Annotated in this window: 17 protein-coding genes; 5 read left to right on the top strand and 12 right to left on the bottom strand. The window is 72.4% G+C overall.

The features are described from left to right. Nucleotides 1-12: 12 nt before the first annotated feature. Nucleotides 13-432 (bottom strand): Fur family transcriptional regulator, encoded by a 420-nt coding sequence (locus tag MRBLMI1_RS08460; protein ID WP_367730926.1) that lies wholly within the window; start codon nucleotides 430-432, stop codon nucleotides 13-15. 104 nt (nucleotides 433-536) lie between these two features. After that, a complete protein-coding gene (locus MRBLMI1_RS08455; protein WP_367729909.1) occupies nucleotides 537-1532 on the bottom strand; it encodes a stage II sporulation protein M in 996 nt (331 codons plus the stop codon). 16 nt (nucleotides 1533-1548) lie between these two features. On the opposite strand from MRBLMI1_RS08455, the gene MRBLMI1_RS08450 reads away from it, so the two are divergent. Further along, nucleotides 1549-2397: an RDD family protein gene (locus tag MRBLMI1_RS08450; RefSeq protein WP_367729908.1), complete on the top strand. Its 849-nt coding sequence runs from the start codon at nucleotides 1549-1551 to the stop codon at nucleotides 2395-2397. A 22-nt stretch (nucleotides 2398-2419) separates the two neighbouring features. On the opposite strand, the gene MRBLMI1_RS08445 is transcribed toward MRBLMI1_RS08450, so the two are convergent. Continuing rightward, nucleotides 2420-2626, bottom strand: a complete 207-nt coding sequence (locus tag MRBLMI1_RS08445; protein WP_367729907.1) for a DUF3499 family protein — start codon at nucleotides 2624-2626, stop codon at nucleotides 2420-2422. A 162-nt stretch (nucleotides 2627-2788) separates the two neighbouring features. On the opposite strand from MRBLMI1_RS08445, the gene MRBLMI1_RS08440 reads away from it, so the two are divergent. After that, nucleotides 2789-3139 (top strand): metallopeptidase family protein, encoded by a 351-nt coding sequence (locus tag MRBLMI1_RS08440; RefSeq protein ID WP_367729906.1) that lies wholly within the window; start codon nucleotides 2789-2791, stop codon nucleotides 3137-3139. A gap of 20 nt (nucleotides 3140-3159) precedes the next feature. Here the strand turns inward: MRBLMI1_RS08440 and MRBLMI1_RS08435 are convergent, their stop codons facing one another. From MRBLMI1_RS08435 to manA, 4 genes are all read right to left on the bottom strand, one after another. After that, nucleotides 3160-4542, bottom strand: a complete 1383-nt coding sequence (locus tag MRBLMI1_RS08435; protein ID WP_367729905.1) for a DUF5719 family protein — start codon at nucleotides 4540-4542, stop codon at nucleotides 3160-3162. After that, nucleotides 4539-7385, bottom strand: coding sequence for a glycosyltransferase (locus tag MRBLMI1_RS08430; protein WP_367729904.1), 2847 nt, complete (start codon nucleotides 7383-7385; stop codon nucleotides 4539-4541). Before MRBLMI1_RS08430 ends, MRBLMI1_RS08435 begins: the two co-directional genes overlap by 4 nt. A 61-nt stretch (nucleotides 7386-7446) precedes the next feature. After that, complete coding sequence (locus MRBLMI1_RS08425; protein WP_367729903.1) at nucleotides 7447-7770, bottom strand: WhiB family transcriptional regulator; 324 nt, start codon at nucleotides 7768-7770, stop codon at nucleotides 7447-7449. Nucleotides 7771-7919: 149 nt separating this feature from the next. After that, nucleotides 7920-9086 (bottom strand): mannose-6-phosphate isomerase, class I, encoded by a 1167-nt coding sequence (manA, locus tag MRBLMI1_RS08420; RefSeq protein WP_367729902.1) that lies wholly within the window; start codon nucleotides 9084-9086, stop codon nucleotides 7920-7922. A gap of 61 nt (nucleotides 9087-9147) precedes the next feature. Here manA and MRBLMI1_RS08415 point away from each other — a divergent pair, with 61 nt between their 5' ends. From MRBLMI1_RS08415 to MRBLMI1_RS08405, 3 genes are read left to right on the top strand one after another with little or no spacing between them, the layout of a single operon-like run. Then, complete coding sequence (locus MRBLMI1_RS08415; RefSeq protein WP_367729901.1) at nucleotides 9148-10548, top strand: O-antigen ligase family protein; 1401 nt, start codon at nucleotides 9148-9150, stop codon at nucleotides 10546-10548. Nucleotides 10549-10555: 7 nt separating this feature from the next. Then, complete coding sequence (locus MRBLMI1_RS08410) at nucleotides 10556-11887, top strand: O-antigen ligase family protein (RefSeq protein ID WP_367729900.1); 1332 nt, start codon at nucleotides 10556-10558, stop codon at nucleotides 11885-11887. A gap of 13 nt (nucleotides 11888-11900) precedes the next feature. Continuing rightward, entirely contained in the window at nucleotides 11901-12902 is a 1002-nt protein-coding gene (locus MRBLMI1_RS08405) for a glycosyltransferase family 2 protein (RefSeq protein WP_367729899.1), read from the top strand. Here the strand turns inward: MRBLMI1_RS08405 and MRBLMI1_RS08400 are convergent. The 5 genes from MRBLMI1_RS08400 to glf are packed head-to-tail and all read right to left on the bottom strand — an operon-like array spanning nucleotide 12887 to nucleotide 19532. Then, the gene (locus MRBLMI1_RS08400) at nucleotides 12887-13627 is read right to left on the bottom strand and encodes an ABC transporter ATP-binding protein (protein ID WP_367729898.1); all 741 of its coding nucleotides are present in this window, start codon (nucleotides 13625-13627) and stop codon (nucleotides 12887-12889) included. The two genes, MRBLMI1_RS08405 and MRBLMI1_RS08400, sit on opposite strands and share 16 nt — an antisense overlap. After that, nucleotides 13627-14418: an ABC transporter permease gene (locus MRBLMI1_RS08395; protein WP_367729897.1), complete on the bottom strand. Its 792-nt coding sequence runs from the start codon at nucleotides 14416-14418 to the stop codon at nucleotides 13627-13629. Before MRBLMI1_RS08395 ends, MRBLMI1_RS08400 begins: the two co-directional genes overlap by 1 nt. Nucleotides 14419-14444: 26 nt before the next feature. After that, a complete protein-coding gene (locus tag MRBLMI1_RS08390) occupies nucleotides 14445-16496 on the bottom strand; it encodes an acyltransferase family protein (protein WP_367729896.1) in 2052 nt (683 codons plus the stop codon). After that, the gene (locus MRBLMI1_RS08385; RefSeq protein WP_367729895.1) at nucleotides 16493-18388 is read right to left on the bottom strand and encodes a glycosyltransferase; all 1896 of its coding nucleotides are present in this window, start codon (nucleotides 18386-18388) and stop codon (nucleotides 16493-16495) included. Before MRBLMI1_RS08385 ends, MRBLMI1_RS08390 begins: the two co-directional genes overlap by 4 nt. A 1-nt stretch (nucleotide 18389) precedes the next feature. Then, a complete protein-coding gene (glf, locus tag MRBLMI1_RS08380; protein ID WP_367729863.1) occupies nucleotides 18390-19532 on the bottom strand; it encodes a UDP-galactopyranose mutase in 1143 nt (380 codons plus the stop codon). Between the last annotated feature and the right edge of the window lie 23 nt (nucleotides 19533-19555).

Genomic DNA, 19555 nt, shown 5'->3' with positions numbered 1-19555 from the left:
CGGGGAAGGGTGTCAGGACGTGGCTCGACAGTCGGGGCAGACGCCCCAGAACGTGACCTCGGCGGTCTCGATCGTGAATCCGCTGCCGACCGGCGCGTGCAGGCAGGGAGCGGCTCCGACGACGCAGTCGACGTCGTCGACGCGCCCGCACTGACGGCAGACCACGTGGTGGTGGTTGTCGCCGACGCGCAGTTCGAACATGCCGGGGTGCCCCGCCGGCTCGATGCGGGCGGCCAGCCCGGCCCCGACGAAATCGCCGAGGGCGTTGTAGACCGACTGCATGCTGGTGGCGGGGAGGACGTCGCGGATGCCGGCGAACACGTCGTCGGCGGTCGCGTGCGGGCGTGAGCGCAGCGCGTCCAGCACGGCGACGCGGGTCGCCGTCACGCGCAGGCCGGCCTCGCGGATGATCGCATCCGCCGAGGCATCCATTCGTCCGTCGAGCACTCGATCACTCTAGCTTGTTTTGAATTAATCAAAAACAACACGCCGGTGACGGATCGGATTCGGGATGCCGCCCCCCCCCGGCGGTGCGGTCACCCGGCGACGAGCGTCGGCGTCCCGGCCTCGTACTCGGTCAGATCCCCGGTCTCGCCGAGCCGCACCGCGCGCCGGCCCACGACGAGCATGTAGAGGAGGAAGACGCCGAGGGCCGCAGCACCGATGGCGACCTTCACCTGCCAGGGCCACTCGCGCGGGGTGACGAAGCCCTCCACGACCCCCGAGAGCGCCAGCGCGAACACCAGCCCGACCGCGACCGTGGCGAGGGACCGGCCCTCCGCCGCCAGCGCCTCGATGCGCGTGCGACGGCCCGGGGCGATCCAGGACCAGAAGATGTGGAGCCCCGCGGCGATCGCGACGAAGATGCACGTCAGCTCGAGCAGCCCGTGCGGCAGGATGAACTGGAAGAACACGTCGATGCGGTCGAACGCCGCCATGATCGCGGCAGTGACGCCGACGTTCATCGCGTTGAGGACGAGCTGGTAGACCGGCCAGATGCCGGTGATGCCGAAGATCACCGCCTGGGCCGAGATCCACGCGTTGTTCGTCCAGACCGTTGCCGCGAAGATCGAGTTCGGGTTCTCGCGGTAGTAGGCGACGAACTGCTCGTCCGCGAGGTTCTGGAGCTGCGACTGCGCGCCGAGGGACGCCAGCGCGGCCGGGTCGTTCGAGATCCATGCCGCGAAGAGCGTCGCGATCAGGACGAACACGACCCCGACGACCAGCGTCGTCCACCGCACGCGGTAGAGCGCCGCCGGCAGCTGCAGCACGAAGAAGCGCGGGAGCTGCCGCAGGACGTTCTCCCGCACCCCGGTCAGACGCAGACGCGTCCGCGCCAGCAACGTCGAGACCACGTCGCCCTGCGGCGTGCGGCCGGCGGAGCTCTTGATGTCGGCGAGGTCGGCGGAGGCGGCGCGGTAGCGCGTGACGAGCTCGTCGACCTCCGGGCCGGTCAGACGGCGGGTCCTGCTGAGCTCGTCGAGACGACTCCACTCGTCGCGACGGGCGGCCGTGATCGCGTCGAGGTCCATGTGGTCAACTGTACGCATGGCCTCGTCGCACCCCACGCCGGTCTCGCCCGCCCCCGCCGCAGGGGCGGCCGTCGTCGAGATCGCCCAGGACGAGACCCTCACCGGCGAGGCCGTGGCCCTGGACGTGCAGCCGGTCGGGTTCTTCCTCCGCATCGTCGGGGCGCTGATCGATCTCGTCGTCTCCGTCCTCGTCCTCATCGCCGGGAGCTTCCTGGCCGGCTGGCTGCTGCAGAGCGGCGTCGTCGACGCCGCGGCGCTCCCCATCGTGAGCGTCGTGCTCGTCGTCACCGTGCTCGTGGTCGTCCCGACCGCCGTCGAGACCCTGAGCCGCGGACGCAGCCTCGGCAAGCTCGCCGTGGGCGGACGCATCGTCCGGCTTGACGGCGGGACGTCCGGCTTCCGGCAGGCCCTCATCCGGGCGGTGGCGGGCGTCTTCGAGATCTGGTTCACCCTCGGCACGGTGGCGGCCCTCGTCGGCATCTTCACGCCGCGCGCGCAGCGCCTCGGCGACCTCCTGGCGGGAACGGCGAGCGAGCGGACGCGGACGCGCCCGCTGCCCTCGCCCGCACCCGGCCTCCCGGCGGGTCTGGAGGACTGGGCGCGCTCGGCCGACGTCTCCCGCCTGCCCGACCGCCTGGGCGCGCGTGTGGGACAGTTCGTCCGCACCGCCGACGCCCTCGATCCGGCGAGCCGTCTCCGCGTGGCCACCGGGCTGGCCGAGGCCGTGGCGCCCTACGTCGCCCCGCGTCCGCCGGTCGACGCCGAGACGCTGGTCCGCGCCGTCGCCGCGGTGCGCCGTGACCGGGAGTACCGCGCCCTGGTCTGGGAGCGCGAGCGCGCGGCATCCCTCACCGCCGACCGCTGACGGCCGGGACGTGCGCCGGGTGTCAGGCGCGCAGGGTCTCGTGCCGGACGACAACCCAGCCGCGCGGGACGGACAGCCGGTCGGCGTGGATGGCGCAGAGGTCGTGGGCGTGCGGATCGCCGGCCGGGCCGAGCGGGCCGAGCGCGGCCATCTGGTCGCCGTAGTCGTAGGTGAGGGTGCTCATCGCCTCGCGGGCGCATCCCACCTTCGAGCAGAGTCTGTCGCGCATCGCCGCTCAGCCTAGGCGAGGGCCCCTCCCCCGCCGACCGCGCCGCGCCGCCGACCGTAGGATGGGCGCATGGTGCGCAGACGATTCCGCGAGGCCGCATCGGTCCCCCGCCCGGCGCGTCCGTCCCGGCACGGACGTCACGGCCGGGAGAACCGCAGCCCCGTGGTCCGCCCCCCACTGCCGCCGCTGGACACCCGACCCGAGCGCTTCGACCTCGCGGTGAGCACGGCCGCGGAGTTCCTGCGGTCGGCGTGGAGCGAGCTGCGCGACGTCTCGTTCGAGATCGGGATCATGCCCCCGGCCGCGGGCGACGGCATCCCGCGCTGGCAGGTGCTCCGTGACGAGAAGCGCATCATCCTGTACCGCGTGCCGATCGAGCGTCTGGGGCACCCTCACCAAGACGACGACCTGCATCGACGCATGATGGTCGAGGGCGCCGTCTTCCGCGCGGCCGCCGAGTACCTCGACCGCGACCCCTGGGACCTCGGTCCCGAGCGCTTCCGCTTCCTCTGAGCCGGACGGCCGTCCCCGCGTCAGGGGTAGACGGTGACGGCGGCGGTGGCGGCCTCCGCCGGCCACAGCGGGTAGCCCGCGAGCGCACGGTCCGCCGTGTACGACACCGCGGCCCGAACGGGCGCCTGCGGCGAGAGCGTGTAGACCCCCGCACCGGCATCGACGACCACGCCGCCGTCCCCCGGGACGTCGATCTGGACCGGCGACCCTCCGTCGGACGGGGTCAGCGTCGCCGTCGTCGCCTGCCCGCCGTCCGCGACGAGGGCGAGCCGCGCCCCGGCACCCGGGGCGACGGCGACGACGCTCTCGGCGTCGAAGACGGGCGCCGCGGCGTACCAGGCGAAGTCCGCGCCCTCGCCGAACCCGGTGGTCGACCACACGCCGCCGACCACCGGCGCATCCGCGCGGACGTCGACGGTGTAGGTCCCGGGGGCGATGCCCGACAGGTCGAGGGCGGTCGGGATGCCACCGGCCAGCGGCACCTGTCGCGGGTCCCCCGCCGTCTGCCCGGCGGCGTCGGTGACGGTGACGGTGGCCGTGGCATCCCCTCCCGGGGAGAGCAGACGCACGAAGGAGCCGACCTCGCCCTCGCCGCTGGTGAGGATCTCCACGCCGGGGACGACCACGCGCGTGTCGGCTTGGGCCGCCGGCGCGGCCTGGTCGACCCCGCCGGCGAGCAGGGTCCGCGTGAGGGTCGACTGCAGCGACGCCTGCACGGGTGCCCCGGTGGCGACGACCCGGACGGCCGGGCTCTCCTCCCCGAGCAGCAGTCCCGCGAGGGGCACGATGCGCTGGCCGCGAGCGGGCACGATGACGTCGGCGCCGCCCGGCGGCGTGGAGACGCCCTGCGCGCCGTAGACGGACAGCTGCACCGTCGCGGGCACGTCCCCGGGGTTGCCGAGGACGACGAGGTCGTTCGCGCCCGTGGTCGTCGCCCCCGCGACGAGCCAGGACTCCGCCAGCGGCGGGCGGCACGCGGAGGCGACGAACCCGGCCAGGTCCTCCGCCGCGGAGGCGGCGCTCCCGGCCGCGGCCAGCGGCGCACGCGCCCCGTCCTGCGGCGCCGCACGGAAGGCGGGGGTGTCCGCCCCGGCGTCGCCCGACAGGGTGAACGCCTCGACCTGGGCCGCGCCGCCGCTGACCACGTCGGGCGCGGCCGCGACGCTGAGCGCCCCGGCCTGCTCGATCGTACGGCCGAGCGCGAGGATCGGACCGCTGCAGGCGAGAACGGTGTCGGACGGCGTCGGCAGGGCCTCGACGCTGACCGGGTCGGAGGCCACGACGGGCCAGGGCGCCGCGATGGCGACGACCGTGCCGACGACCGCAGCGGTCGCCACGGCCGTCCCGGCGATGACGCGGGCGCTGGTGGTGGCTAGTCGGACGAGACGGCGATCGGTGCTCATCGGTGTGCTCCCGGGGTCGGGCCGACCACGCGCGGCGTCCGGCGGGCCACCCGGCGGGAGGCGGCGGTGGGCACGGCCAGCAGGAGGGCGATCACGAGGACTGCGAGGGCCGACAGGGCGATCACGCGCGCGATGACCTCGTCGTCGCCGCCGATCGCCGCGCGGGGCTGCACCTCCCCCGTCACGCGCCACAGGTCTCCGCGGGCGGTCGCGCCCACGGCGTCGAGGCGGTCGCGCTGATCGAGCGCCGTCCCCGCCGAGAGGCGGTTGCCCCGGGCGATCTCGTCCTGCCCGTCCGGTGCGGTCTCGAGCAGGACGAACCCGATGCCGCGCGCGGCCAGCCGGGACACGGCGTCGTCGGACGACAGCGTCACGAGGTCGGCTGCGATATCGGCGAGCTCCCGATCGCCGGGGGTCGCCTCCGTGCGCGTGGCCAGGACGGTGCTCTGCCCGCCGAGGGTCGCGCTGCCGCCCCAGACCACGTCGACGCGCAGGCCGTCCGCCCGGGGGTCGAGCACGATCGTGCCGATCGCGGTCGAGCCGCGTCCCTCCGCCGCGACGAACGCGGGCAGCGTCGAGGTCGGGCCGTTCGTCAGCCGGCTGCGCGCCTGGTCGGCGGCGAGGTCCGTCTGGGCCGTGAGAGCGGGGACGGCCGAGACCGTGAGGGCGAGGAGCACGACGAGCGCGCCGATCGGCCGGAGGGCGTGCGCCCGGCCCACGACCCCCGCGTCGAGCGCGACGGCCGCCGCGCACACGACGGCGAGCCACGCGAGGCTGAGGCCGGAGCCCGGCCACAGCGCGACCGGCTCGGCGTGATCGAACGACACCGCGACGCCGACCGCGGCGAAGGCGGTGGCGATCCCCGTCGCCGCGACGACGATGAGGGCGGAGGCGGTGATCCACCGCGGGGTGAGGACCGACAGCACCGCGAGCACGGCGAGGGGCGCCGCGAGCAGCCCCACCCACCACACCGGACCGCCGTCGGTGAAGAGCGACCAGCCCCCGGGGTCGGCGGTCGGGAAGCCGGCGGCCAGCAGGGCGCGGCCGAGGGGGTCGGCGCCCACCTCGTCCCCGGCGTACGGCAGGCCGGGGTCGGCCAGCAGCCCCCAGGGGTTGCCCGCGCGCAGCTGCGTCCACACCAGCGGCGCGAAGACGACGGCCGACGGGATGAGGAGCCAGATGACGCGAGCGGTCCCGCGCCCCGCGACGAGCGCGACGACGATGAGGCCGGCGGACCACAGCACCACGGTGGCCGGGGCCAGCGACGGCGCGCACGCCAGCACGGCGACGAGGAGGATGGATGCCGCCCCCGCGGGCGCCCAGGAACGGTGGGCCACGCTGGCCGAGAAGAACAGCCAGGGCAGCAGCAGGTGCAGGAGCACTGCCGCGGGCCGCCCCTCGACGAGAGCGGCGAGGAACGTCGGCGCGAGGGCCCAGGCGATCGCCACGACGATGCGCAGGAGCGCCGACTCGGTCACCCGCGTCGCCGCGAACCACCCGCCGAGCACGGCCAGCGGGAGGGCGAGGACCCACAGCACCACGAACGCGCGGGACGGGTCGCCCGGGGAGAGGGACCCGAGCAGCGCGACGAGGGAGGCGAACGGGTCGGCCGGCCCGATGGCATCCAGCCCCAGGGGGCGGAGCCCCCAGCCGGCGTCCTCCCAGAGCTGGGACACGGTCGCGCGCAGCGGCAGCAGCCCGCCCCCGCCGAGGACGGGCCACGCCAGCAGGCGGGAGAACAGCGCGGCGGACACGGCCAGGGCGCCGAGCACGACCCACGCCCCGCCACCGGTGAAGAACCGCAGCTCGCTGCGGACCGGAGCCGTCGTGTCACCGTCGCCGTCCAGGCGCAGGCGCATCTCGCCGCGGGTGATCCGGAGCGGCGCGATCCGCGACCAGCCGACGCCGCGGGTCGTGCGGATGCGCCGGCGGGCGCGGGCGACGGCGGCGGGCCGCAGCATGACCAGGAGCGTCGCCCCCCATTCCGGCATCACCCGGTGCGGGGCCTTCGTGATCAGGTGCAGCACCGAGCGCCACAGGGCGAGCGGGAGGAACGAGAGCCAGTGGAACAGGACCGCCGGGGCCGGCGCGTAGGTCAGACGGCGGTGCAGCTCGGCCTGCCGCTGGGCGAAGGCGCGGCGGCGCGCACGGCGGCGGCCCTTCGCCATGGCGGCGACGCCGTCGCCGGCGACGGCGATCCGCGCGGCCGGGACGAGCGAGACGCGGTCGGCGGCGAGACGGGCGCGGATGCAGAGGTCCAGGCCCTCATCGGCGCCGCCGAGGGCGGGATCGAGGCCGCCCAGAGCGCGCCAGGTCTCGCGGCGGACCAGCAGACCGCGGACGTCCGCGCCGAGCACGTCGGCGTCGCCGTCGTGCTGCCCCTGGTCCAGCTCGCCCGCGGCGAGCTCGACGGTGCGCCCATAGCGGGTGACGCTGATGCCGAGGGAGACGATCTCGCCGTGGTCGTCCCACTTCACGATCTTGGGGGCGGAGATCGCCAGCGACGGGGAGAGCTCGAGCGCTCCGGCCAGCCGCTGCAGCGCGTCCGGCTCGGGGGCGGTGTCCTGCGCCAGCAGCCAGACGGCGTCCCCGGTCAGGCGGGGGGTGGCGAGCGCGGTCGCGCGGGCGAACGGCGTGCCCACGGGGGCGGTGATGACGCCCTCCGCGCCGGAGGCGGCGGCGAGCTCGGTGAGAGCCGCGTCCGCGCCGCAGAGGACGATGGTGAGAGCGTCGACGGGCCGCACCTGCGCATCGAGCGCGGCGAGCGTGCGCTTCAGATGGAGCGCGGCGGGCGTGCGTCCCTCGGGGCGCACGACGAGGATGGCGTGAACTCTCGCGGGCATAGCGTGGTCAGCCTAAGCGGGGCCCCCGGCGAACGGCGACGCCGCGCCGGGAGCGCGGGGATCAGGCGCGACGCTTGAGCTTGCGCCGCTCGCGCTCGCTCAGACCGCCCCAGATGCCGAAGCGCTCGTCGTTCTGCAGGGCGTAGTCGAGGCACTGCGCCTTGACGTCGCACGAGGTGCAGATGCGCTTCGCGTCGCGGGTGGAGCCGCCCTTCTCGGGGAAGAACGCCTCCGGGTCCGTCTGCGCGCAGAGGGCGTCGGTCTGCCAGGCGAGAGCGTTGTCGTCGCCGGCTTCGGTGTCACGCCGTACGCCCGGGACACCGAGGTCGACCGGGTCGACGAACCAGTTGTCCGGGACGCCGGATCGATACTGTGACGTCGCCATCTCGTCCTCCGCCTCGCTCGAGCCCCCATGACGCGATTTCGCGTACTCATAATTACACCGGTGTGATTCGCTCCGGTCAAGTCGCGGATACTAAAGGCTCAATGGCGGCTTGAACCTTCACGACGCGCCGCGGGCGTGTCGCGATGCGATCACGCTCCCGGCATGGCGACGAAGACCTCGCCGTCGCCGCGCACCGCGATCGGGCTCTCGTCGGCCGTGACGAGCGCGGCCTGCCCGGGCTTGAGCGTCAGCATGGCGCCGGACGCGCCGGTGACGTGCGCCTCGCCGGCCACGCCGAGCACGAGGGAGACACCCCGCAGGTCCAGGCGAGCGGTGGACTCCCCCGCGGTGAGGTGGCCCAGCGCGAAGTCCGCGATACGCGGGTCGAACACCTCGGCCCCCGCGCCCGCCGGGGACGGGGTGAGCAGCGGCGCCGGCGCCGGGCGGAAGTCGACGAGCGCGAGCAGCTCCGGGACGTCGATGTGCTTCGGCGTCAGCCCACCGCGCAGCACGTTGTCGCTCGCCGCCATGATCTCGACGCCGAGCCCGGCCACGTAGGCGTGCAGCACGCCCGCCGGGACGAAGACGGCCTCCCCGCGACGCAGCTCGACGAGGTTCATCAGCAGCGCGACGACGATGCCCGGATCGGCGGGATAGGCCGAGGACAGTGCGCGCGTCAGGGCGAGCTCCGCGGCGAACTCGTCGGAGGTCGTGGATGCCGCGGCGGAGACGATCTGCTCGATCTCCTCGCGCGCCGCCTCGCCCAGCAGCCACCCGATCGCGGCGCGGAGGGACGCGGCGGCGTCGTCGGCGCTCAGCCGCTCGCGCAGCGCGTCGACGCCCGCTCCGCCGCCGAGCGCGTCCACGAGCCGCCGGGTGGCGGCGATGTCGCGCAGGCCGGCGAGCGCCGTGAACGTCTCGCTGAGCGCGACGATGACCTCGGGCTTGTGGTTGTCGTCCTTGTAGTTGCGCGAGCCGGCGTCGCGCGGGACGCCGGCGGCCTCCTCGCGGGCGAACCCCTCGGCCGCCTGCTCTTTGGACGGATGCACCTGGATGGAGAGGGGCGCCCCAGCGGCGAGGAGCTTCAGGAGATAGGGCAGGTGGGCGGGGACGTCGACGTGTCCGGGCGGGTCCGCGAGCCACTGGTCGAGCGTCATGCCGGACCCGTCGTGCACGCGGGCCGGCGACCCCGGGTGGTCGCCGAACCAGACCTCGGCCTCGGGTGCACCGGTCGGGGTCCGCCCCTCGAGACCGGCGATGAGCGTCGGGCTGCCCCAGGCGTAGTCGCGGGGCGTGTTCGAGATCGCTACCAGCACGGCGTCAGCCTACCCGGGAGGCCCGTCGGCGCCGAGGTCGGACGGGTACCCTGAAGGCACCATGGCCATGCACACCCACCACCCCGTGACGGGGCCGCCCGCGGCCCCGGTGCGCGAGACCACGGGCCACCTGCTCCTGCGGGCGTGGTGCGTCGCCGTCATCGTGCTCGCCCTCGGCGGTGTCGGTCTGGTCAACGCGGTCGGGCCCGTCGCGGCCGGGGTCGTCGTGGTCGGGTCGGCGGTCGTCTCCGCCGTCGTCTGGGCGGTTGTGCGCCCGCCCGTCCTGGTCAGCCGGCTTCCGTGGCTGGCGTTCGGCTACGTCGGCTGGGCGCTGCTCTCGATCCTGTGGAGCGCCTGGCCCGCGGCATCCGTCGTCACCTGGCTCATGCTGGCCGTGACGACCTTCCAGGGGCTCTTCGTCGGGGCGATGCTGGCCTGGCGCGACGTCGTCCGCGCCGTCGCGTCGGCGGCCAAGTGGATCGTCGCACTGTCGCTGCTGTTCGAGCTGGGCGTGTCGCTCCTCGTGCACGGGCCCCTGCTGCCCGGCTTCGTCATCCCCGCCGAGCGGATGGACCCGATCGTCTACTGGTCGCGCGACAACCTCCTCGACGGGGGCCGCATCCAGGGGATCTTCGGCAACGCCAACCTCCTCGCCCCGGCCATGATCGTCGCGATCATCGTGTTCGCCGTCCGCTTCGCCGCCCGCGCCCCGCGCCGCCCGCTGCTGCTGGTGTGGATCGCCGTCGCGGCGTACCTCTTCGTCCGCGCGGGCTCCGCGACCGCCGTGGTCGCCGCGGCGTTCGTCGCCCTGGTCCTGGTCACGGTGCTCGTCATGCGCACCGCCCGTCGCCCCGGCGAACGCACGCGCTGGTACCTGCTCTTCGCCCTCCTCGGCGTCGGCGGCGGCGCCGTGCTGTGGTTCGGCCGGGACGCGCTGTTCGGGGTGCTGGGCCGCTCGTCCGATCTCACCGGACGCGACATGATCTGGCAGGCCGTCCTCGAGCGGGCGAACCAGCACCCGCTGCACGGCTGGGGCTACTCGACCCCGTGGATCGCCGACCAGCCCCTCATCGACGGGTGGATCGTCGATCACGGCGAGACCGTCGTGCAGGCGCACAGCATGTGGGTCGACTCCTACCTCCAGCTCGGCGGTGTCGGCGTGGTTCTGCTGGCGCTGGTGTACCTCGCCTACCTCTGGCGGTCCTGGTTCTTCGCGGTGGACCGCCCCCGCTGGGACCTGCAGGCGGACCGCCCGTACTCCCCGCTGACGCTGCTGCCCACCCTGATCGGTGCGCTGCTCGTGGTCCAGGGCCTCACCGAGTCCGCTCCGCTGCTGCTCTGGGGGTGGATGTTCGTCGTCCTGTTCGGCGCGAAGATCAAGCAGGCGCCCCTCGTCGGGGTCGGCCCGGCCGAGCGGACCCTGTCGATCGAACGCGGCGAGCTGCAGAGACCCGCCCCGTGACGTCGTCATGACGGTGAGTCCGCCGCCCGAGGCCTCGGGGGTCCGCCACCTCCTGGACTCCGCCTCTTTCGCCCGCGCCTTCACCCTCACGGCGTTCGCCGCCGTCTTCTCCTCGTTCGCCATCCGCGCTGTCGCCGGCGACGTCGCCTACGCGACAATCGTCTCCGGCCTCTGCGTCATCGGCGCCGCGATGCTCGTCGTCCGCCGGCGCGAGATCGAGCTGGTGCGGCTCGCGCCGACCACTGCGACGCTGCTGCTCGTGTGGGCCCTCGTCAGCGCTTTCTGGAGCGGCGACCCGGTCGTCACCCTCGGCAAGGCCGTCTCGTTCGCCGGCATCGCCCTGCTGGCCGTCGTGATCGGGCACGTGCGCGACGCCCTGCAGACCGTGCGCGCCCTGGGCGACGTGCTCCGGTGGCTGCTCGCGATCTCGCTCGGACTCGAGATCCTCAGCGGCATCCTGCTCGACCTGCCCATCCCGTTCCTCGGGATCGCCGGCGACATCGCGACCCTCGGACCGGTGCAGGGCCTGTTCGGCACCCGCAATTACCTCGGCTTCGTCACCGTCGTCGCCCTCATCACCTTCGTCGTGGAGTACCGCACGCAGTCGGTCCGCGTCGGGGTCGCCCTCGCCTCGGTCGTCCTCGGCGGCACGCTCGCGGTCCTGAGCGACTCCCCCACGGTGGTCATCGTGGCGTCGGCGACGGCGCTGGCGACCCTCGCACTGTGGACGGTGCGACGGATGCCGCCGGCGCAGCGCTCCATCGCGCAGACCGCGCTCGGCGTCGCGGTGGTCGCCCTCATCGCCGTCGGGTACGCGATGCGCGGGGCGGTCGTCGCGGTCCTGGGCGCCCGCACCGACATCTCTCTCCGGACGGACCTGTGGACGGAGATCCTGTCGTTCGCACGGTCCCGGCCCGTCGAGGGCTTCGGCTTCTTCGGGCCGTGGCGCCGCAGCGAGTTCCCGTTCAACGCGCTGAACTTCCGGCTGGGCGAGACGCACGCGTCCGCCCTGAACGCCTACCTCGACGTCCTGCTCCAGCTCGGCTGGGCGGGCCTGCTGCTGTTCCTCGCCCTCGGCGGCATCGCCCTCGCGCGCGGCTGGCTGGTGGCGAGCGAGCGGCGGTCGGTGGTCCACGCCTGGACGCCCCTCATCCTCGTCGCCCTGCTGTGCGTGTCGCTCTTCGAGAGCTTCACCCTGTCCGGAGCCGGGTGGCTCCTGCTGGTGGTCTGCGCGGTGCGCGCGGGGCAGTCCCGTTCCTGGCGCGAGCGGCTGGAGGCACGGATGCCGCGCGACGGCGGAGCCGCCCCGGCGCAGGATGCCGATCGGGCGAACGGGTAGGATCGACGGCGCTATGACCCCCGCAGACGACGCCACGGCGCCCGCCCCCGAGGCATCCTTCGATCCCGCGTCGGCCACCATCGTCGTCGTCACCTTCAACCGGACGCACCTGCTCACGCGCCTGCTCGAGAGCGTCGAGCGGATGAACCCCGCGCCGGGCCACCTCGTCGTCATCGACAACGCCTCCACCGACGACACCACCGCCGTCGTGGAGTCGTTCCGCGACCGCCTCCCCACCGAGCTCGTCTACCGCCGCCTCGAGACGAACACCGGCGGCTCGGGCGGGTTCAGCGAGGGCATGCGCGTCGCGTACGAGCTCGGCTCGCAGTGGATGTGGCTCATGGACGACGACGTCGAGGTCGTCTCGGACGGCCTCGCCCGTATGGGTCGCTGGGCGCCGCGGTTCAAGAGCATCCAGGGCCGCCGCTACGACTACGACGGCAGCGAGTTCTACTGGCAGTACCGCATCGCCGAGGCCATGGGCATCCCCATCCCCTTCGCCCCCGCCGGCTTCGACGACTCCGGGTTCAAGCCGATGAACTCCGGATGCTTCGAGGGCATGTTCATCCACCGGGACGTCGTCGCGCAGATCGGCCTGCCCGACCCGCGGTTCTTCATCTACTGGGACGACCAGGTCTACGGCTGGCTGGCCTCGCGCCGCACCCCGTCGGTGATCGTGAACGAGTTCGTCCTGCGCCGCACGCGCGAGATCAAGCAGTGGGACATGGGCATCCGCCACATGAACGCCTCCAGCGACGCGTACCGGTACTACATCATGCGCAACCGCGCCTTCATCCAGAAGTACTACCGGTCGGTGGGCGTCTACCGAGCGCTGCCGTTCACCGCGGGCACGGCGCTGACGTTCGTCAAGGAGCTCATCCGCCTCGTCGTGGTCGAGCGCAAGCTCCGCGGCACCAGCCACCTGTTCCGGGGTCTCCGCGACGGTCGGAAGATCAGCCGGGATGCCTCCTGGAAGCCCATGCCGCCGCTGGAGCAGTCTCAGCCCGTCGTGTAGTCGCTGTTGTAGCGGTCCAGGACGTCGGTGATGGCGGCATCCATCTGCAAGCTGCCCTTGTCGAGGTACAGGCCGCGCGTGCAGAAGCGGCGCAGGTCCTTCTCGTTATGGCTGACGAAGAACAGCGTGCGCCCGTCGGCGAGCAGCTCGTCGATGCGGCGGTAGCACTTCTCGCGGAAGGACCGGTCGCCGACGGCGAGCACCTCGTCGACGAGGAGGATCGGCTCGTCCAGCTGCGACACGACCGAGAACGCCAGGCGCACCTTCATCCCGTTGGAGAGGTGCTTGTACGGGGTGTCGACGAAGTCGCCGATCTCCGCGAAGTCGATCATGTCGTCGAACCGGCGCGAGACCTCGGCCCGTGGCATCCCGTGCAGTCCCGCCGTCAGCCGGACGTTCTCGCGCACGGTGAGGTCGCCGACGAAGCCGCCGGTGATCTCGATGAGCGGGGCGACTCCCCCGCGCACCTCGACGCGGCCCTCGTCCGGGAGCAGCACCCCGGCCACGAGCTTCAGCAGCGTCGACTTGCCCTGCCCGTTGCGGCCGACCACGCCGATCGACTCGCCCGGCTGCACGTCGAACGACACGTCGCGCAGCGCCCAGAACTCGTCCGGACGGGCCCGGCGCGTGGAGCCGCCGAACAGGTCCTTGATACTGCGGCCGCCGCGCCTGTTGCGGCGGAAGCGCACGCCCAGGTCGCGGACCTCGATCGCGGGTCGCTCCATCACAGCTCCTTCAGCACGGGACGCTCCAGCCGCGGGAACAGCAGGATCCCGAGGATCAGGATGCCGACGCTCAGCGCCGCGCCGACGACGACGGTCAGCGTGTCCCACTGGTCGCCGAAGAAGCCCACGCGGTACAGGGTGAAGATGCCCGACAGCGGGTTGAACGCGGCGATGTCGGAGAACGCGCCGGGGAGGTTCTGGACGCCGTAGATGATCGGCGAGGCGTAGAACAGCGCACGGAGGATGAGCCGCGTCGTCCGCTCCAGGTCGCCGAACATGACGCACAGCGGCGCCACGATGAGACCGAGTCCCGTGAGCAGGACGATCTGCAGCAGCACGGCGACGGGGAACAGCAGGAGGTTCCACGACACCTGCGCGCCGCCGAAGACCGCGAACAGCACGAGGACCGGCATGGAGAAGAGGAACTCGATCCCCTTGCTGAGCACGATGCGGTTGACCCAGATGCTGCGCGGGATCGACGTCGACCGGACCAGCCGGGCGTCCTTCTTGAACGCCTTGGTGAAGTCCGTGACCGCGGAGTTGAACCACACCCACGGCAGGAGCGCGGTGATGAGGAAGACGATGTACGGCTCCTCGCCGACCGAGCGGTGGAACACCTGCGTGAAGACGAACCAGTAGATGCCGCTCATCACGAGCGGGTCGAGGACCGACCACAGGTAGCCCAGCGCGCTCGTGGAGTAGCGCACGCGCAGGTCGCGCGCCGACAGCAGCCACAGCGAATGCAGGTAGCGCCGCGCGGATCCGGGGGCGCCGACGGCGGCGGGGGTCACCCGCTCGATTCTACGGGGGGAGCGCATCAGCCGATGCTGAGCGGCAGCAGCTCGGTGAGAGACGGACCGAGCGTGGTGGCGTAGAGCCGCGAGAGGTGGTTGTCGTCCCGGTAGACCGCGACGTTGCCGATGATCGCCGGGCACCGGTCCTGGGGGCAGATCCAGGGGGTGAGGTCGATCAGGTGGACGCCCTCGCGATCCAGCGCCGACGCGGGGTTGTCGTCCGCGAGCGAGTCCGCGCGGTCCACGACGCACTCGTCGGGGTCGGGCCCGGTGGCGCACTCGAACATGTCGACGTCGAAGCGGGGGTTGTCGCGGACGGCGAGCACCGGGATGCCGGCCGAGACGAAGCGGTCGAGGGTCCGATCGATCCCGGGTCGCACGACCTCGGGCTCCCCGTCGACGCCGGCGCGGGTCACGATCGTCATGACGGCGGCGGGACGGAGGTTCTCGATGAGGTCGATCGCGGCGTCGCGCCACTGTCCGCACCCCTCGGGGTCGCGGCGGGACTCGTCGAGGCCGAGGGCGCAGCCGCCCTTGACGAGCGTGATGACGCCCCAGCCGTTCTGCTCGGCGTGATCCAGGACCGTGGCCGTCAGTTGCTGGGCGTGGGAGTCGCCGGCCACGACGATCGTGCGATCGGCGTCCGGGGTCGAGGGGGTCGAGAAGCAGGTCCCGTAGATCACGTCGCTGTCGGCGCCGACGCTCGCGTCGCAGACGCGCTCCAGCTGCACCCACTCCTCGTCGAGGGTGGTGGGAAGCGGCAGCAGCGGCGCGTCGAGCTCCTCCTCCGCCAGGAACGCGTTGCGGAGCACGGCCGCGCCGGGATTGTCTCGGACCTCGACGGAGGCGAGGCTGCGCTCCCGCAGGGTGACCGTGGTCTGCCAGGTGCTCACGACGGCCGCGACGGCGACGACCGACACGACGATGACACCCACGGCCGGCAGGAGCGAACGGGCCCCACGACGCCAGGAGCGGATCGGGGCGTCGACGAGTCGCGTCAGGAGCCGGGCGAGCAGCAGCGACAGGGCGACGACCCCGATGCCGGCGAGGATGCCGACGTGCTGGTCGCGCTGCAGGACCATCCACGTCACGAGGATGGGCCAGTGGACGAGGTAGAGCGCGTAGGCGTCGGTGCCGATCGCCCGCATCACGCGCGACCCGAGGATGCGGGTCGGCAGCGGCGGCGCGTCGCCGGACCCGGCCGCGACGATCGCCGCGGCGCTGAGGATCGGCCAGAGGGCGAGGAAGCCGGGGAAGCCCCCCTGCACGTCCAGCAGCATCCCCACCGACACCAGGCCGATCAGGCCCAGCCAGCCGAGGACGACGCGCACCGGCGCCGACAGGCGCAGCAGGGGCAGGGCGACGACGAGCAGGGAGCCGGCCGCGAACTCCCACAGCCGGGCGAAGGTGTCGAAGTACGCCGCCTCCTGGACGGTGGCCGTCCGGATGACGGAGTAGGCCAACGACGCCGCGAACACGACGCCGAAGGTGGTACCCACGACGCGGGCCGGCGCGAGCAACCACCGGCGCACGACGACCTGGCACGCCGCGAGGAGGATGATCCAGAGGACGAAGGCCTGCCCCTGCACCGACAGCGACCAGAAGTGCTGGAGCGGGCTGGGGATGTCCGAGCGCACGTAGTAGTTGACCGCCTCCGCGGACAGCACCCAGTTCTGCACGTAGAGCAGCGACGCCCAGGTCTGCTCCCAAATCGACGGCCAGCGCGAGGCCGGGTAAAAGGCGTGTGCGGCGGCGAGGACGGCGAGCAGGGTGACCGCCGCCGCGGGGAGCAGACGCCGGAACACCCCGACGAGCCGCTCCAGCGGCGAGACGCGGACACCCGCCTGCATCCGGGTGAGGAACGTCCGCGTGAGGAAGAACGCGGAGAGCATCAGGAAAACGTCCACGCCGCCCGAGACGCGCCCCAGCCAGACGTGGTACCCCACCACCAGCAGGATCGCCAGGGCGCGCAGCCCGTCGATGTCGGGGCGGTAATCGGATCGGACCGTCGTCGACGGCCGGTCGGAGAGCGGACGGGCCTCAGCCGGACGCCGAGTGCACGTCCGGGCCGTCATCGCGCGTGTTCGCCGAAGATCCGCTGCCAGGCGTCGGCGGACACCAGATCGGGCATCTCGTTGCGGTAGCGGCGGGAGAGCTCGTTCCAGCGTGCGGACAGACGGAGGCTCAGCAGGGCTCCGCGGAAGATCGACCGGCGCATCTGCTTGCGGTCCCGCTGGTACCACGCGACACCGATGCCGTCCGGCGCCGTGACCAGCGCCGAGTCGATGTCCGCGAACCGCCACCACGTGATGTCGGGGGCCGGGATGATGCGCTCCGGGTTCTGCTTGCTGCCCGGCGACTCCTTCACGAGGAGCTGACGGAACGTCACCCGCAGGGCCAGCGCGAACGTGGCGAACGGGTTCGTGGGCCGGCGGACGGCGCCGAGGAAGGCCCGCGACGACCGGCGCACCGGCGGGATCGAGGAGAGGTCCTCGACCACACGGGCGTCGACGAAGTGCGTGCGCATCTCGCGGACGTCGCCCTGGCGGGAGCCCAGCCACTCGGGCAGGGAGGCCGGACCCGCGAACACGTCGGCGAGCGCCTGGTGGCGCAGGCGGACCGTCGAGTACTGCAGCATGAACAGCAGCTTGAGGTCGCCCAGGAAGGAGTGGAGCGGCAGGTACCCGCCGCGCGGCACGTCCGAGTGCAGCAGACCGGTGATGACCCGGTTCCGGTGGATGAAGTACTCCTCCCACGTCCGGGTGGGGTCCTTGTCGTGCCAGGCCATGTGCCAGACCGCGACGCCGGGGAGGCTCACCGTCGGGAAGCCGTGGCGCGCCGCCCGCAGCGAGTACTCGATGTCGTCGAACTTGAGGAAGACCGGGAGCGAGAGCCCGATGCGGCGCAGGATCTCCGTGGGGATGAGGCACATCCACCAGCCGTTGAAGTCCGCGTTGAGCCGGCGGTGGATCTCCGGCGTCTCGCGCAGCGTGTCCTCGGCGAAGTCGTGGTCGTACTCGCTGTCGCCGGAGGCGACCATCCAGGACTTGCGGGCGTCCCAGACCTCGCCCTGGGTGTACAGCACGGCCCGCTCGTCCAGGTGGAGCATGCCGCCGCCGACGATCGTGGGCGTGACGGCGAAGTCGGCGAAGCGCACGGCGCGGAGGATGGCCTCGGGCTCGCTGATCGCGTCGTCGTCCAGGAGCAGGACGTAGTCGCTCGACGATGAGGCGAGCGACTCCAGCATGGCCCGGGAGAACCCGCCCGACCCTCCGTAGTTCGGCTGGCGCACGACGTGCAGGAGGTCGCCCAGTCCGGCGGCGATGTCGTCGAAGCCCGGCTGGTCCTGGACCAGCTGCGTGCCCTGGTCGACGACGATGACGCGGTCGAGGGCCTCCTGGATGTACGTGTTCTGCCCGACGGCGCGGATCTGGTCGAGGCAGTAGGTGGGACGGTTGAACGTCGTGATGCCGACCGTGGCCCGACCGCCGACCCAGTCCTCCTCGACCTCGACGCTCCACTCGGCCTGCACCAGCGTCGCGTCCGACTGCGCGCAGGCGAGGTCGAACCAGTAGTAGCCGCCGTCGACGAACGAGCGCACCGGCAGGTCGAACTCCACGACCTCGTTCTCGAACTGCTTCGAGGCGACCGCCGACGAGCGGCCCCGCGCGCTCGACTTGTAGACCGAGACCAGCCCCTCGCCCTCCAGCTGCAGCCGGAGGCGCACGTCGCGGACCGACGTCCAGCGCTGCCAGTAGCTCGCGGGGAACGCGTTGAAGAACGTCCCCATCGAGATGCGCTTGTGCGCGAAGACGCGCACCGACCGGCGGCCGACGATCTCGTAGGCCTCGCCCGGCTGGGAGCCGTCGCCGGTCCCCGTGTCCACGTACAGCGAAGAGACCTCGGCGACGCCCTCGACGGGGAAGACGACGTTGTTGACGGCGATGCGGCGAGCGGTGTCGGTCATCTCAGCCCTCGTTGAGCGTGTTGTTCCACATGGACAGGGCGGAACCGATCGCCATGTGCATGTCCAGGTACTGGTAGGTGCCGAGGCGTCCGCCGAAGTGCACGCCCTGCTCGCCCTTCGTGAGCTCGCGGTAGGCGAGCAGGCCCGAGCGGTCCTCCGGCGTGTTCACCGGGTAGTAGGGCTCGTCCTCGCGCGTGGCGAACCGCGAGAACTCGCGGACGATGACGGTCTTGTCCGTCGGATAGCGGTCCGCGCGCTCGGGGTGGAAGTGCTTGAACTCGTGGATGCGGGTGTACGGGGCGTCCGCATCGGCGTAGTTCATGACGCTGGTGCCCTGGAAGTCGCCGATCGGCAGGACCTCCTGCTCGAAGTCGAGCGTGCGCCACGACAGCTCGCCCTCGGCATAGTCGAAGTAGCGGTCGACGGGGCCGGTGTAGACGATCGGCACCTGACCGACGGTGGCCTTCTTGTTCAGCGGCTGCGACTCGTCGAAGTAGTCCGTCGAGAGCTTGACGTCGATGTTCGGGTGGTCCGCCATGCGCTCGAGCCAGGCGGTGTACCCGTCGACGGGCAGACCCTCCCACGTGTCGTTGAAGTAGCGGTTGTCGTACGTGTAGCGCACGGGCAGGCGCGAGATGACCTCGGCGGGGAGGTCCTTCGGGTCGGTCTGCCACTGCTTCGCGGTGTAGTCGCGGATGAACGCCTCGTACAGCGGACGGCCGATGAGGGCGATCGCCTTCTCCTCGAGGTTCGCGGCATCCTTGGCGTCGAACTCGCCGGCGAGCTCCTGGACGAGCGCGCGCGCCTCGCCCGGGGTGTACGCAGCCTGGAAGAACTGGTTGATGGTGCCGAGGTTGATCGGCAGCGGGAACACGACGCCCTTGTGGGTCGTATAGACGCGGTGCACGTAGCTGGTGAAGTCCGTGAAGCGGTTCACGTACTCCCACACCGTCGGGTTGGAGGTGTGGAAGAGGTGCGCGCCGTACTGGTGCACCTCGATGCCCGTCTCGGGCTCGTCGGCCGAGTACGCGTTGCCGCCGATGTGGTGGCGACGGTCGATGACCGTGACCTTGCGGCCGGCAGCGGCGGCCCGCTCCGCGATCGTGAGACCGAAGAAGCCGGAGCCGACGATGAGAAGATCCATGAAGATACGCTTTCGTGTGATCG

Origin of the sequence: Microbacterium sp. LMI1-1-1.1, assembly GCF_040815675.1 — a bacterium.
Taxonomy (GTDB): domain Bacteria; phylum Actinomycetota; class Actinomycetes; order Actinomycetales; family Microbacteriaceae; genus Microbacterium.
This window is presented reverse-complemented; position numbering and strand designations above follow the sequence as displayed.